Here is a 13,822-nt window from a genome sequence, read left to right on the forward strand (position 1 = left end):
AACATGGAAATGATATCAGCAAAAAATGTCTCTAAGACGTTTGTTCTGCACAACCAAAATGGCGTTGAGTTACCGGTTCTAAAAGGCGCGGATCTCTCAGTGAACTCCGGTGAGTGTGTCATTTTACATGGCCACTCAGGTTCCGGGAAAAGTACGTTTTTACGCTCGCTGTATGGCAACTACAAAGTTGATTCAGGTTCGATCTGTATTCGTTATGGCGAGCAAAAAAATGAAAGCATTGATTTGGTTAAGGCAACGCCGCGTCAAATCGTGCAGCTAAGACAACAGACATTAGGCTATGTAAGCCAATTTCTTTCTGTAATTCCTAGGGTTTCTGCCATTAATGTGGTGATGGAACCGCTATTAAGTAAAGGCGTCAGCTTTGATGAGTGCTACGAAAAAGCAGCGCACCTATTAACGCGCTTAAATGTTCCTGAGCACTTGTGGCAACTGGCTCCAGCAACCTTCTCTGGCGGTGAGCAACAGCGCGTCAATATTGCTCGCGGTTTCATTATGGATTACCCGATTCTGTTGTTGGATGAACCAACCGCATCGCTGGATAAAACCAATAGTGAAGTGGTCATCGATCTTATTCAACAAGCTAAAAATAAAGGCGCTGCCATCGTGGGCATCTTCCATGACCCGTACGCTCGTGATGCGGTAGCAGACCGCCTACACAATATGAATTCAAAGGAAGTACAAATATGATTTTTACCAACGCAAAACTGGTACTAAGTAACGAAGTCGTCGAGGGTACGCTTTACGTTGAAGATGGCAAAATCGTTAACATTGTGAAAGAAAAGAGTACAGACCCAGAAGCAATTGATTGTCACGGAGACTACATCATTCCGGGCTTGGTAGAGCTACATACAGATCACATGGAAAAGTACTTTTCTCCGCGCCCGAATGCTGCATGGCCTGAACGTTCTGCACTGACTGCATTTGATGGCATTTGCGCGGCAAGTGGTATCACGACAGTGCTTGATGCGGTGACGGTGGGGTACGTTAACGACGGTGGAACACGTTTAGCTAACTTATCTCGTATGGTGAAAGCCGTGAGAGATGCGAAAGATTTTCGCTGCCGTGTTGACCACATGCTGCACTTACGTTGTGAAGTGCCGAATGAATCAACCGTTCCTCTGTTTAAGGAGTTGTTTGAACCAGAAGTGGTGAAGTTGGTTTCGATTATGGATCACTCGCCAGGTCAACGCCAGTTCCCAACGCTTGAGCAATATCGTTCTTACTACCAACAAAAGTACGGTTGGGACGATCAGAAAATGGAAGCGTTTGAAGCAGAGCAAACCAAGCAAGCTCGTTTGTATTCAGCAGTAAACCGCAGAGCGATTGTTGAAAAATGCCGTAGCGCGGGCATTCCAATGGCATCACATGATGATGGTTTAGAAGAGCATGTCACGGAATCGAAAAAGGACGGGATGGTCGTTGCGGAGTTCCCGACGACATTAACCGCAGCAAAAGCTTCTCATGAGCAAGGCCTAAAAGTATTGATGGGCGCACCCAATGTGGTCCGTGGAGGCTCTCACTCTGGCAACATTGCGGCCCATAAACTGGCTGAATTGGGTGTGTTGGATATTCTGTCATCGGATTATTATCCAGCAAGTTTGCTGCAAGCGGCATTTAAGATTGAGTCGCTAGAAAATGATTATGACCTGCCAAAAGCGATTGCTTTGGTTACAACAAATCCAGCTGAAGCTTTAGGGTTAAAAGACCGTGGCCTGCTAGAAACCGGGCGTATTGCTGATTTAGTCCGTGTTGAAGTAGATCGTGACTTTCCAATCGTGAAGCAGGTTTACAAAAATGGTCAGTTGATCTTCTAGGTGAAACGAATGGCAAAATTGTTTTACGTTATCGGCCCCTCAGGGGCCGGTAAAGACAGCGTTATCAACCAGCTCAAACAGGAAAAAATGCGTAATTTAGTGTTTGCGCACCGTTACATCACCCGTAGAGCGGATGCTGGTGGGGAGAATTATATTGAGCTCAGTAACTACGAATTTGAACTTCGTCACTCATTAAGCTTATTCTCGATGAGCTGGCAAGCTAATAACCATTACTATGCTGTTGGTTGTGAGCTAGACGCATGGCTCGATCAAGGCTTGGATGTTGTCGTTAATGGCTCGCGTGGTTACTTAGACCAAGCGCTTGCGCGTTACGGGAGCCGGCTCGTTCCTGTTGTTATTGACATAAAAAATCAAGAGTTAGAAAAACGCTTAAAGAAACGTGGTCGAGAGAGTGAGGCCGTTATCGAGCAACGACTACAAAGAGCAGACGAGTTCCGTTCGATATGTTTACCGAACAATGCCCTAGTGCTTGATAACAGCGGTGCTCTTAAAGCTACGGTCGATCAGTTTCTGCAAACGTTTATGGTGACAGAATGAAATTCACCTTACTCGGGACAGGTAATGGCGCGATGTTGCCTGTCTATGGGTGCGACTGCAAAGCCTGTACCCGTGCAAGCGAAAACCCTCAATATCAACGCAATAAAACGTCAGCGATGCTCGAGCATAAAGGTAAGACCTTATTGATTGATGCAAACTTACCAGACCTCTTGCAGCGCTTTCCCTCAGGCAGCATTGATAGAATCCTATTGACGCATTACCATATCGATCATGTACAAAGCCTGTTTGACCTCAGAGAAGGCATCGGAGTCTCCATCCCCGTTTACGGTCCATACGACGAACATGGTTGCGACAATCTCTATAAACATCCGGGCATATTAAAATTTCAGCCACCTTTTGCACCTTTCCAAACATTCGAATGGCAGGAAATTTCAATTACTGCTATTCCTCTGAACCACTCGAGAGCCTGTTTAGGCTATGTGTTTCATTGGTGTGGTATACGCATTGCCTATTTAACAGATACCTATGGCCTCAATGAATCGGCGACTCTGTGGTTTCAGGATAATCCCGTTGAATGGATGTTTATTGATTGTGGCTATGCGCCTTTAGATGTGCGTGGAAACATAACAACAAATAACCACAGTACATTTGAACAAATCGAAGATATTCAACGACGATGTAAACCTAAGTATCTGCGTTTGCTGCATATTAGTCATACCTTTGAAACATGGGCAATGGAGACTAGCGCCTATTTTTCTGATTCCTTAGATATGGCACATGATGGTCTTTCGATTGAGTATTCAGGCATGCAAATCAATGATTAGAAAAACCAGCTGGTTTCCTAATTATTTCTAAAGCGTCGTACTCATTTAGACAACATTTGCTAAGTAAAGTAACTCACGTTCTACAACTTGATACAGATATTCCCCAAGGAAATTAAAAATGGACTACAAAATCAAAACTGCTGCTTTATTGCTTGCTTTAGCTGCTCCAATGGCAAATGCTGCAACGGAATTAACCGTGTACACCGCGATAGAGTCAGATCAACTTAGCCAATATAAGAAAGCATTTGAATCTCAATACCCAGATATTGAGATTAAGTGGGTACGTGATTCAACCGGTATTATGACGGCAAAAATTCTGGCTGAAAAAGACAACCCACAAGCAGATGTAGTATGGGGACTTTCGGCGACCAGCATGATGGTTTTTGACAACTTAGATATGCTACAAGCTTATAAACCAAAAGGCAGTGAATCACTCTACGAGAGTTTCCGTGATATGCGTGAGCAGCCTACATGGGTTGGTATGGATGCTTGGATTGCGGGGATCTGTGTAAATACCATTGAACTTGAAAAGAACAATTTAGAAATGCCTAAGTCGTGGGCAGACCTAACCAAACCTGAGTACAAAGGTCATATTGTGATGCCTAACCCAAGTTCTTCAGGTACGGGCTTCCTAGATGTTTCAGCTTGGCTGCAACTGTTTGGTGAAGATCAAGGTTGGAGTTACATGGATAAACTTCATAAGAACATCGCTCGTTATACTCACTCTGGCTCTCAGCCATGTCACCTAGCTGCGACAGGTGAAACAACCATGGGTGTTTCATTTGCATTCCGCGGAGCTAAGCTGAAAAAACAAAAAGCACCGATAGATTTAGTATTCCCAACAGAAGGTATTGGTTGGGATATGGAAGCTGCTGCGATTGTAAAAGGTACGGACAAGTTGGAAGCTGCTCAGAAACTGATGGATTTCGCAGTGAGTAAGGAAGCTAACAAGCTTTACAATGCATCGTATGCGGTAGTTGCACTTCCAGGTATTGCAAAACCAATCGAGCATTACCCAGAAAAACCTGAAGCAATGATGATTAAGAATAACTTCAAGTGGGCAGCAGCAAATCGCGACTCAATTTTGAAGGAATGGATTAATCGTTACGATAGCAAGTCAGATGCTAAAAATTAACAGTTAGTAATAACATGAAATAAGTTTATTTCTATATAGGGGCTGCATCTTCAATGTGGCCCTTTATTTTTATCTTCATCAAAAGAGATACAAATAACTTTATCCATACTTTAAATAATTCATTGAATGCTAATTTAGTAAAGTTACTAACACAGAAATATCCAATATAGAGCCTGTTTCTTTGGTTGGCTTACTCTTGTCCAGTTTAGTGTTATCTCTAAGTTGTAATTCAGTTAGTCAACGGCGTTTGACTAAATTTTCTAATCAATATTGCTTGTGGCAACAAAAAATAGGGCTTTCCACTTACTACTCCAAAAAATATTCTCTTTTGCGACACCAGATGTCGCGCTTGCATTTAGTCTCAGTTCATCAGAGTGATGAAAGGTGGTTGTGTATATTTTTCCCAGAGAAACTGCATCGTATCGCTGTTGTTGGCGTGGGGTGTTGTGGTCACAATGCCGTCAATTTCCTGTCTGCTGACTTGGCTAATGATGTTGATTTATGGGCATATTGCAGCGCTAGTGTTGAGCGTTAATAAAAGCATCCAGTCTAATTTTAAATCTCAAGGGCACTATGATCTTTTGGTCAATGAAATTAAGGCGAAATTACCCATAGGTTGGAAGTTAAGTGATAGAACGATTACAGGACATAAGTTAAACCCGTAGCATCCTTTGATCATATATCGCGAGCTGACGAGTTTCATTCCTTTTGCATTGAGATGCAACGCGCAAGTAGCGAAGAAGTAGTTTGATAACAGAAGACCAACTAGAACAGCAATGCCTCGATTGGTTTAAAGAGCTAGATTACCAATATCAAAATGGCTATGACATCGCACCGGATTTAGTGTCTGCATTGGTCACCAACTGCGCAAGTCTCCACTGTAGATTGGCAGAAACGAGAGAGTGTGAGGGCGAGATTGGGTAACCTTGTGTCGTCTTCTCCGTTTGCAAAATCAGATAGACTGGTATCACCGTTTAAATCTTCTTTAACAGAAAACGTGGCGTTGTTGATTGATAGAAATCGTTCCTCATTCAGCGCCAGACGGAGAAGGCTCAACCTTGTCCAGATACACTTCATTGTGGGCATATGTTCCATCAGGGAAGAATGTCAGTAACATCAACTCTTCATCATCTACAGTTGGGTTTTTATTACCCCAAGTGCCATAGATACCTTCAGATGTTACTTTTACAAGAGTTAACGTCGATTGAACATCCATTTGTTTCCATCAATTAGGACATTTGGCTCTCGAACTAAACTCGGTATCAACGCCATCTCGCTGAATAATATGAGGTCGCAAACAATTTCGAACCGAATATCGCTCTATACTGTTCCTATTCATGATCGGTTGCCAGCTTCTTTTTATGGCAATGAACTCACTGACTTGCGAGACGAGAAACAATGTCGAAAACGGAACAGTCATCAAGAACACTAAGTCTATATATTATAGTGATAGTGCTTGTCGTTTGGATGTATAGCCTTTGGTCAGATAGGGTAACGCCCATTACCAGTATCGCAAGGGTTCATTCATATTTGGTACGTATTGCCCCTGAGGTTTCTGGGAATGTGGTTGAGGTAAAAATCAAGAATAACCAAGTAGTTCGTTCTGGTGATGTGATGTTTAAAATTGATGCCAGAAACTACGATTTAGCGGTTCGTTCAGCTCAGGCTAATTTGGAACTCGCAGGGCAAACTATTGGTGCGAGCACGGCGGCCGTTGAAGTGGCTCAAGCTCAAGTGACAGAGGCACTTGCGGCACGAAATAATGCCAGAGAACAAGCCGCGAGGGTCTCCGAATTAGCCTCTAAGGGGGTTCTCAGCAAATCTGAATTAGATAATGCAGTCGAAGCACGCTCTCGTTCACAAGCTGCACTTAACGCTGCGGAAGCGTCTTTAGAGCAAGCAAAGCAAAACTTAGGGCCTAAAGGAAACAATAATCCTCAAATTTTGGCCGCGATGGTTAGCTTAGAAAAAGCGCAACTCGATTTACAAAGAACGTCAGTTATAGCGCCTTCTGATGGCATTGTTACCAATGTTCAACTCACTGTTGGCCAGCAAGCTAATATCGGTACACCGATGTTAACCTTTATCGATCCAAGAGAAATCTGGATATCGGCGTTAGTGAGAGAAAATTCTTTAGAATATATAAAGCCCGGTCAAAAAGTGAAAATCGTGCTGGACTCCATGCCAGGGCGTGTGTTGGATGGCAAGGTTTACAGCCTTGGATGGGGTACGGGTGATAGCAATAATGTTGATCCCGCAACTGGCTTTATCAGAGCCGATACCACGTCCATTAATGCTCAACGCTACCCAGTTAACATTGTCTTTGACGACATTCCAGAAAATATTCGCTATGGCTCTAAGGCAACGGTCGCTTTTTACACTGAACAAAGCGGATTGGGCGAATGGCTAGCAGGTTTATGGATGAAAGTAGTGAGTGTTTGGACTTATGTTTCGTAGCTGCGTGAATCCAGTCGTAAAGATTGTCTTTATACCTATCCTGTTACTTTTTTATTTGCAGGACGTAGGGCACCCTTTACCAGTTTTAGCTCCTGTATTCGCGGTGATACTCTTGACGACGATACCGTCTAAGCCAGCTATGAGATTGGTGTTTCAACTGATTTTAGTGCTTTTATTCGTCAGTTTTGTGGTTGTACTTTTTGCCCAAATGCTTTCTGGTACTCCAACGGGATATGCGATCTTCTGCTGGGGGATTATCGCTTGGAGCTATCATCGTAGTCACAAGAACCCACAAGACATCATTTCAACCTTGACGTTGATTGTGATAATCATTGCCACCGTTGTAAGTAAGCAGATGAATTATCCTATTGACGGAGTACCTCTGGTTATCTTCCAAGCGTTTATGCTTGCCCTTGTTACGACTTTAGCTGCGAATTTTATTTTGCCAGGTGATCAACAAGATATAAAAGCGGACGAAGGTACCGAAGGGGTAGAAAGTCATGTGAGTGTCGCGATTTTTAAGTCTACGGCTATGTGCTTTGTTTTGGCGGCATTGATTGCGATAAGCAGCTCACAGACAATGCTCATAGCGATAACGATCAGTAGTATGCTCAAACTGCCTTTGCTATCTCATCATCAGGATTACGCCTACCAGAGATTGGTCACCACTGCGACAGGGATTCTTTTTACCTTGCCGACGATGTTTTTGTTTGGTTTTGGCGCACCTGATTGGGTCGTGATGGGAGTGTCCTTGTTTCTCGGCATTCAACTCGCTTGTTACGCCATCCGTCGTGACGCATACGCTACTATCTATCAATTACTTTTTACCAATTTCACGATTATTACTTATCAAATAATAAAAAACGTGGGTATTGATTCATTTTCATCTGGATTTATGCGCTTAGTGTCAATCAGTATCGCAATATTTATAGGCGCGCTGATATTAAAGTTGATTCATCCAACCCATCAGTACGTAGACTCAAATAACAAACTGGGTGAATGAAGTTAAGCGTAGATGATTTGGATAACTACGATAGGGAAAACGGAGTGTCGCTTGGAAAAGGTAGTGGAAAAATGAATGGAATTAAAACAATCGGGCTCACTCTATTTGCGACTTCATTGTTTGGTTGTACCTCGATTTCGAATGAAGTTAATGAAGGCGTTGTCGATGTATGGACACAAGAACATATGGAACACCGTCGTTGGCGAGAAGCGAGTGAGCTTAAACGTGATTACATCAAACTTGCCACCGAATCTTCACTACCGATTCAAGAGTCTTTAGTCAAAGTCGTAGGGGCAGATACAGAAAGTGCTATTCAAAGTATTGCAGACAAAATTTATCTCATCGAAAATGCGAAATATACCGTTGATCTGACTTACTATATTTTTTCTACCGATCTAGTGGGAGAGGCGGTTTTAGGGGCTTTATGTAATGCGGTAAAAAGAGGTGTAGACATTCGCATTATGGTCGACAGTGTAGGATCCTTTAGTTTTGTTCATGGTGAACTTAAAGGGCTAAAAGAGTGTGAAAAAGACGCGGGCTATGTACAGAACTCTGACGGAGAAACAACGAATAACAGAGCCAGAGTCCAAGCCGTCATTTTCAATGCTTTGACTAAGTTTGGGTCCGATGGTAATCGTCGCTCACACGATAAACTTTTGATTATTGATGGGGCTTATCCACGTGACGCATTTGTTATGACGGGTGGTCGTAATATTTCTGTCCATTACTACGGCATAGACGAGAGTGGTCATTTTGATCCGAATGCATTTAAAGATATTGAAATTATTATTCGCCCGATGCCAGACTCTTCGCCAAGTTCTTCACCAGCGCAACTTGCTGAATATTACTATTCTGTTTTATTTTCTAAACCCGGTAATAAGTTTGTAACTTCGTTTTTAGGCTATAGTTCCGTGATGGAACGTCATCAGGCGAAGCTATACGAACTGAAACAAAGTCCGATTTTTAAAGGTGCTTATCAGAAATCCGAAGAGAATATTCACCGACAGTATTCTTCAACCCAAACGCGTCTGGCTCACGAACTCGATAACTTAATTAATGAAGAGTTAGTATCTAACTACAGTACAAACAAGCTTAAGAATGCGAATTCTATTAGCGGAATATTAGCTCGCGTTGGTTATGAAAATTACGATTTGAAAACAGTACGGATAGTTTCACCTTACTTATTTCTTCAATCAGAGCTTTTAAAAGATGAAGAACGGATAGATGAAAATGTAAATGTGACGCTTGAATGGTTAAACAAAGATCCAGATCGAACGATCGAAATCATCACGAACTCAGCCCTGACAAGTGACAATTTCTTCACTCAAGCCGTGATTGATATGCATACGGCGCCTCTATTGTTAATGAGTCATGAACAACGAGAACAATGGTTAGATAGTGATTTAAAGCAAAATGAAAAGAGTCATTCGTTTACTTCTACAGAGGCATGGAAAAAACTGGTGAATCACCCTCGTATTATCTTTTATCAATTGGGTAAGGTTGACGCCGTACAGTTTGGTGGAGACCAATATTACGGTAAGCTGCATGCTAAGTTTGTTACCGCCGATGACAAGGCATTTGTAGGAACCACCAACTTAGATTTCCGGTCATTAATCTATAACAACGAAATGGGTTTTTTCCTGATTAATGGTGAGGTCATTGACGAACTGAATAATGAATTTGATCGTCTGAAATCTCAATCGACTCGTTGGGGGAGTGAAGACTGGTTAACCATGAGAGATAAACTGCGAGAAAATGGAGGCTTAAAAGGGATGACAACGAATAATCAGCGGCTCATTTATAAAACGTTAAAAAATACAGGACTTATTTATCAATTTTAAGCGAGGAAGTGCACGGGTCTAATAGTTCAGAGTGTCTAGCACTTCCTCGGACGTTAGCGACTGATACCAATACCTATAGGATGGTTGACTCAGAAGTAGTCCGCACAGCGCACAATGATGCGTTGTGACAGTGACATAGCACTGTGACTCTTATGATAAGCAGCCTCATTGATAAACAGCGGATAAGCGGTATAGTCGCCTTCCCAACAAATCTTCTCGCCTTCAAAAGTCTCCATGATGACCTCGCCTGGTTGAACTGGATGAAAATCACGCTGTTCAAGCCTTTTTGATACCATGCCGAGTCGCTGCCCCTGCTCATCCGTTGGCAAAACCAGATCTTCAATGTACTGGAAAGCCTCAAATTCAGTTGGCAGTGAGGCGAGCTTATCTTCGTTGTACAGCACCACGTAGTCGAGAATGTGTCGCGTCATGTTCTCCATCAACTCTAGGGTTTCTTGCTGCAACACGGAGTTTGGCTGAGGGCCGACTTCGACGGTAACGCCTTGCTGAGCCACGGAGATCAGGAATCGTCTACGATCTTCTGGAATATTGTCCTGGAAGAAGATAACTGCTTCGGGCATGCGGTCCTTAACATAGGCTGCCATGCCGATATTGAACGCATCCTTGCGTAGCAACATCAGGCACGCGCCCATATTGGAAGTGGTGTTGTGCAAATCAATCATCAACTCAATCGGAGAATTCCCTTTAGGGCCAAACTCGTGGTTGAGTTTTTTCGCCAATAACTGCTCGTAGCCTACTAGTTGGCTATCCTGTAAATCTTCAACGGCGAACTCACGGTTCAGATCGCTTTCCATGTAACGGACAGAGTGCTCACAGGCTCTTGGGTTAGCGATGGTTTGCGAGAGTTCGAGTTGAGGCCAGTGCTCAAGTTGGTTGTTTTTTTCCCATTTTTTCAGGAGATAGATGCCAGACAGCTCATTGCCGTGGGTGCCGCCTACGAGGGCAACGCGAGTGATGTTGTTCATAATGTTCTCCGTGACTGGCCGATTGGAACAAGGCCGAGTGGAAATAAGTAAAGCGGGTCTGATGACAGCGACACAGACCTGGTTCGGAGCGTTGGTGTCCTCCCTTTAGAGGACACCCCGTTTCCCCGAACATAAAGGGTTCAGAAAGTTAGGACCACTGCATCCATTGCGCCAGAACGATAAAGCCCCAGCTAAGCACGTAGATAAGTGCAACCAGTGGAAAGATCACCTTCAGCCAGTCTGAATAGCTGACTCGAGCCAGAGCCAGCATCGCCAGCGTGCCTCCTGATGTAGGTATGATCATGTTGGTAAGACCATCGCCCACCTGAAACGCTAGGATCATGACCTGATAAGTAATGCCCACTAGATCGGCCAGTGGGATCAGCACTGGCATAGTGACCAAAGCTTGACCAGAACCACTAGGGATGAAGAGATTAATAATCCCTTGAATCACACTGATACCTACTGCTATCAACGACTCAGGCATAAAGTCGAGTGCTTGGTTCAGGGTGTCGACGATGGTATAGATGATTTCGCCATTTTCCAGCACGACTTTGATTGATGCAGCCAGACCGATGACCAAAGCACCGCCAGTGACTTTTGATGCACCTTCAACCATATGGGCTACATAGTTATCAGGCTTGATACGGCAGATAGCAGCGATCACAATCGACATGACGATAAAGACGGCGGTGATTTCTTTGATATACCAGCTTCTTCCCAGTGCACCTGTACCTGCTAGGTAAGAGCAAGCTGCAATTACCAAAATGCCGAAAAAGAAGACAAGGATAATACTCAGATCACGAGAGCTAAGATGATAGTCCTCGATCTTTTTCGAAAGTGATCCGGTACTCTCATCCTGCTTTTTCGCTTGCTGTTTAGGTGCCACAAAGGTGGTGATATACCAAGCTAGGCAACTCAGGGAGATAAAAGCCATGATAAAACGTAGTAGTCCACCTGAGAAAATAGGCAAGCCTGCAATGCTTTGCGCAACGCCCACAGTATAAGGGTTTATCGGTGATAGGCTAAAACCGATACCTATGCCGCCAATGGCAATACAGGCACCAACCAGATTGGTTAAGCCAAGCGCGCTAGATACCAGTAAGGCTACGGGTACTAAAGCGATGTTGTTTTCATAGCCTACTGAGATACCGAACAAACCATAAAGGTAGGTGGCCAGCCAGATCAGTAAGTTGCCTCGCTCCAGGCCTATACGTTTTACCGCAGTGCCAACTAGGTTTTCCAATGCATGAGTGCGATAGAGGATATTGAACAGGCCACCGGCGATAAAGACGATAAAAAGGTATTGGCCGGACTGAATTAAGCCCTGTGGAATTGCCACAAAGAGATCGAACACGTGGTTAATAGCACTGCCGATAGAAAATGCCGTATCACTATCTTCAAGGTAATGGAATGAATCCGCGACTACTCGCTGGCGGCCATCGACTAATTCGGTATCGTAGGCACCCTTAGGGACGATCCAAGTTAGGAAGCCAGCTATGATCAGGATGTAAAAAATAAGAACCATGGGATCGGGGAATTTCTGGTGCCAGCGCTTTCCCTTTTCGGTAGGCGCATTACCCGTACCATGTTTTTTTTCAAGTTTTCCTTGCATTATTACGCTCCATGTCGGTTGTTTAATTTTTAGTTAAAACTGTCAATAGAGACTATTTCATAACCAATGCATTTGCACAATGCCATTTTTTGTATAGTATTATTTGAAAATACTATATGAGGTAAATATGAAATACCGACAGTTACAGGCATTTTTGGCTACAGTCCAGCAAGGCAGCTTTTCTCGTGCTGCTCTTGTACTTTCCTTATCACAGCCATCTATCAGCAGGCTAATCAATGACTTGCAAGACGACGTTGGATTTGAGCTATTCAAAAAACAAAAAGGCAGGATGGTACCCACACCGGAAAGTTTAGCGTTTTATGAGGAGGTCAGTAACATTTTTAATGGTATTCACCACCTAGAAAATTTTGCCGATAAGCTAAAAAAATCAACGCACGGTAGCCTGACCATTGGTGCGACTCCGGCTTTGGCGACGATTTTGACCCCCATGCTGATCAAATCATTTATTGATGATCATCCACAGGTGCATGTTAGTTTATTGGTCGACAGCGTCGAGCAGTTGGTGCGAGGTCTCGAAATGCAAAAATACGATCTGATCATGACCAACCAGACAGAATCTCACTCCGGTTTTATTGAGGAGCCATTGGCTGAGGTTTCCTGGGTCTGTGCCATTCCTGCCTCACATCCTTTGGCTGAAAAGGATGTGATTGTACCTGCCGATTTGCAGGGGGAATGCTTACTCAAGCTGGTGGATGAGAATGGAATGGAGTGGAGCAGCCACAAGAAACTATTGAAGGAGCATCAAATTAAGGTCAACGAGCAGTTTTCCACCCAGCGATCCTTATCGGGTTACGGCATGGTGGCTGCTGGTTTGTGCATTGCTCTGCTCGAACCTTTCAATGCTCCCCTGTGGGAAGGCCGCAACCTAGTGGTTCGCCCTTTTTCCCCTGAGCTCAAATATCAATATTCCATGTACTATTCTACTGGCCAGGTCCGTAGTGAACTGTCCAGATCCTTTACCCTGAGCGCCAGAGAATCGATAAACAGGCTACCAGACTATTGCTGAGGAATTTCATCGTTCCATTGAAGTCTTTGAATTATTGGGCTTCCAGCCATGCTTTAGAAATCTTGATTACCGCTTTGCGCACTGACATAGGTTGGTTGACTGAAATAAGTGGTCGATGAGGTTGCTCTGTGTTGAAAATAACATAATCGTTTTTCGTCAAATCTATATATTGCTCGTTGATAATGTCTTCACTGAATGCAATGTCGCGCTCTTCCAGATAGTTTTCATTAATACTTAGAAATGGGTGTACGCTGAAACCAAAGCGTTCTTCACCTTCTAACAAAATCTGTACATCAATGTATTTTTTGTGCATTTCTGCTTTTCGCGCTTCCAGAGCTTCAGTGTTGTCATCAACAACAAAGAAAAATACATCATCGCCATTTATTAAATATCGTCCGGTTTCAATCGATTGCTCTAGTTGGTGTTTTACCTGTTTTATGATGTTGCGTAGAGCAGGGGAGAGTACCTGATCCCCGTCTAGGTTTGATAAGTTGCCCTTGTACATATATGCCTCGTGAAAGTTGCGCTCAATTGAAAATAAGTAGAAAGGCGTCAGGAGATGGAGTCCTGCGCCTTTCTG

Annotated in this window: 14 protein-coding genes; 10 read left to right on the forward strand and 4 right to left on the reverse strand. The window is 43.6% G+C overall.

Features of this window, described 5'->3' with window-relative positions; all coding sequences use genetic code 11:
• The first annotated feature begins 9 nt into the window (after window positions 1-9).
• From phnL to NP165_RS19000, 6 genes are all read left to right on the forward strand, one after another.
• Entirely contained in the window at window positions 10-708 is a 699-nt protein-coding gene (gene phnL / locus NP165_RS18975; protein ID WP_306439768.1) for a phosphonate C-P lyase system protein PhnL, read from the forward strand.
• The gene (gene phnM / locus NP165_RS18980) at window positions 705-1,835 is read left to right on the forward strand and encodes an alpha-D-ribose 1-methylphosphonate 5-triphosphate diphosphatase (RefSeq protein WP_257086030.1); all 1,131 of its coding nucleotides are present in this window, start codon (window positions 705-707) and stop codon (window positions 1,833-1,835) included. The genes phnL and phnM overlap by 4 nt, the downstream gene beginning before the upstream one ends.
• Window positions 1,836-1,844: 9 nt before the next feature.
• Window positions 1,845-2,393, forward strand: a complete 549-nt coding sequence (gene phnN / locus NP165_RS18985; protein ID WP_257086031.1) for a ribose 1,5-bisphosphokinase — start codon at window positions 1,845-1,847, stop codon at window positions 2,391-2,393.
• Complete coding sequence (gene phnP, locus NP165_RS18990) at window positions 2,390-3,178, forward strand: phosphonate metabolism protein PhnP (protein ID WP_257086032.1); 789 nt, start codon at window positions 2,390-2,392, stop codon at window positions 3,176-3,178. Before phnN ends, phnP begins: the two co-directional genes overlap by 4 nt.
• Before the next feature lie 118 nt (window positions 3,179-3,296).
• A complete protein-coding gene (locus tag NP165_RS18995) occupies window positions 3,297-4,313 on the forward strand; it encodes a putative 2-aminoethylphosphonate ABC transporter substrate-binding protein (protein WP_257086033.1) in 1,017 nt (338 codons plus the stop codon).
• Between the two features lie 747 nt (window positions 4,314-5,060).
• Complete coding sequence (locus NP165_RS19000; RefSeq protein ID WP_257086034.1) at window positions 5,061-5,237, forward strand: hypothetical protein; 177 nt, start codon at window positions 5,061-5,063, stop codon at window positions 5,235-5,237.
• Window positions 5,238-5,340: 103 nt separating this feature from the next.
• On the opposite strand, the gene NP165_RS19005 is transcribed toward NP165_RS19000, so the two are convergent.
• Complete coding sequence (locus NP165_RS19005) at window positions 5,341-5,529, reverse strand: hypothetical protein (protein ID WP_257086035.1); 189 nt, start codon at window positions 5,527-5,529, stop codon at window positions 5,341-5,343.
• A gap of 182 nt (window positions 5,530-5,711) precedes the next feature.
• On the opposite strand from NP165_RS19005, the gene NP165_RS19010 reads away from it, so the two are divergent.
• From NP165_RS19010 to NP165_RS19020, 3 genes are read left to right on the forward strand one after another with little or no spacing between them, the layout of a single operon-like run.
• The gene (locus tag NP165_RS19010) at window positions 5,712-6,770 is read left to right on the forward strand and encodes an HlyD family secretion protein (RefSeq protein ID WP_257086036.1); all 1,059 of its coding nucleotides are present in this window, start codon (window positions 5,712-5,714) and stop codon (window positions 6,768-6,770) included.
• Window positions 6,760-7,773 (forward strand): DUF2955 domain-containing protein, encoded by a 1,014-nt coding sequence (locus tag NP165_RS19015; RefSeq protein ID WP_257086037.1) that lies wholly within the window; start codon window positions 6,760-6,762, stop codon window positions 7,771-7,773. Before NP165_RS19010 ends, NP165_RS19015 begins: the two co-directional genes overlap by 11 nt.
• Window positions 7,770-9,614: a phospholipase D-like domain-containing protein gene (locus NP165_RS19020; RefSeq protein ID WP_257086038.1), complete on the forward strand. Its 1,845-nt coding sequence runs from the start codon at window positions 7,770-7,772 to the stop codon at window positions 9,612-9,614. Before NP165_RS19015 ends, NP165_RS19020 begins: the two co-directional genes overlap by 4 nt.
• 89 nt (window positions 9,615-9,703) lie before the next feature.
• Here NP165_RS19020 and NP165_RS19025 read toward each other — a convergent pair whose 3' ends face one another.
• Window positions 9,704-10,600, reverse strand: a complete 897-nt coding sequence (locus NP165_RS19025; RefSeq protein ID WP_257086039.1) for an aspartoacylase — start codon at window positions 10,598-10,600, stop codon at window positions 9,704-9,706.
• Window positions 10,601-10,748: 148 nt separating this feature from the next.
• On the reverse strand, window positions 10,749-12,215 hold the full coding sequence (locus tag NP165_RS19030) for a YfcC family protein (RefSeq protein WP_257086040.1): 1,467 nt from the start codon (window positions 12,213-12,215) through the stop codon (window positions 10,749-10,751).
• A 127-nt stretch (window positions 12,216-12,342) separates the two neighbouring features.
• On the opposite strand from NP165_RS19030, the gene NP165_RS19035 reads away from it, so the two are divergent.
• Window positions 12,343-13,242 carry a LysR family transcriptional regulator gene (locus NP165_RS19035; RefSeq protein WP_257086041.1) on the forward strand — a complete coding sequence of 300 codons (900 nt, stop codon included), beginning with the start codon at window positions 12,343-12,345 and terminating at the stop codon, window positions 13,240-13,242.
• A 31-nt stretch (window positions 13,243-13,273) separates the two neighbouring features.
• Here the strand turns inward: NP165_RS19035 and NP165_RS19040 are convergent, their stop codons facing one another.
• Entirely contained in the window at window positions 13,274-13,747 is a 474-nt protein-coding gene (locus tag NP165_RS19040) for a NanQ anomerase/TabA/YiaL family protein (protein ID WP_257086042.1), read from the reverse strand.
• Window positions 13,748-13,822: the final 75 nt, after the last annotated feature.

It is taken from the genome of Vibrio japonicus, assembly GCF_024582835.1.
GTDB classification, from domain to species: domain Bacteria; phylum Pseudomonadota; class Gammaproteobacteria; order Enterobacterales; family Vibrionaceae; genus Vibrio; species Vibrio japonicus.

Excerpts from the sequence above, each read along its gene's own strand:
- NP165_RS19040 (WP_257086042.1), bottom strand. The coding sequence starts at position 13,747 with ATGTACAAGGGCAACTTATCAAACCTAGACGGGGATCAGGTACTCTCC.
- phnM (WP_257086030.1), top strand. The coding sequence starts at position 705 with ATGATTTTTACCAACGCAAAACTGGTACTAAGTAACGAAGTCGTCGAG.
- phnL (WP_306439768.1), top strand. The coding sequence starts at position 10 with ATGATATCAGCAAAAAATGTCTCTAAGACGTTTGTTCTGCACAACCAA.
- NP165_RS19015 (WP_257086037.1), top strand. The coding sequence starts at position 6,760 with ATGTTTCGTAGCTGCGTGAATCCAGTCGTAAAGATTGTCTTTATACCT.
- phnN (WP_257086031.1), top strand. The coding sequence starts at position 1,845 with ATGGCAAAATTGTTTTACGTTATCGGCCCCTCAGGGGCCGGTAAAGAC.
- NP165_RS18995 (WP_257086033.1), top strand. The coding sequence starts at position 3,297 with ATGGACTACAAAATCAAAACTGCTGCTTTATTGCTTGCTTTAGCTGCT.
- NP165_RS19035 (WP_257086041.1), top strand. The coding sequence starts at position 12,343 with ATGAAATACCGACAGTTACAGGCATTTTTGGCTACAGTCCAGCAAGGC.
- phnP (WP_257086032.1), top strand. The coding sequence starts at position 2,390 with ATGAAATTCACCTTACTCGGGACAGGTAATGGCGCGATGTTGCCTGTC.
- NP165_RS19005 (WP_257086035.1), bottom strand. The coding sequence starts at position 5,529 with ATGGATGTTCAATCGACGTTAACTCTTGTAAAAGTAACATCTGAAGGT.
- NP165_RS19010 (WP_257086036.1), top strand. The coding sequence starts at position 5,712 with ATGTCGAAAACGGAACAGTCATCAAGAACACTAAGTCTATATATTATA.
- NP165_RS19025 (WP_257086039.1), bottom strand. The coding sequence starts at position 10,600 with ATGAACAACATCACTCGCGTTGCCCTCGTAGGCGGCACCCACGGCAAT.
- NP165_RS19030 (WP_257086040.1), bottom strand. The coding sequence starts at position 12,215 with ATGCAAGGAAAACTTGAAAAAAAACATGGTACGGGTAATGCGCCTACC.
- NP165_RS19020 (WP_257086038.1), top strand. The coding sequence starts at position 7,770 with ATGAAGTTAAGCGTAGATGATTTGGATAACTACGATAGGGAAAACGGA.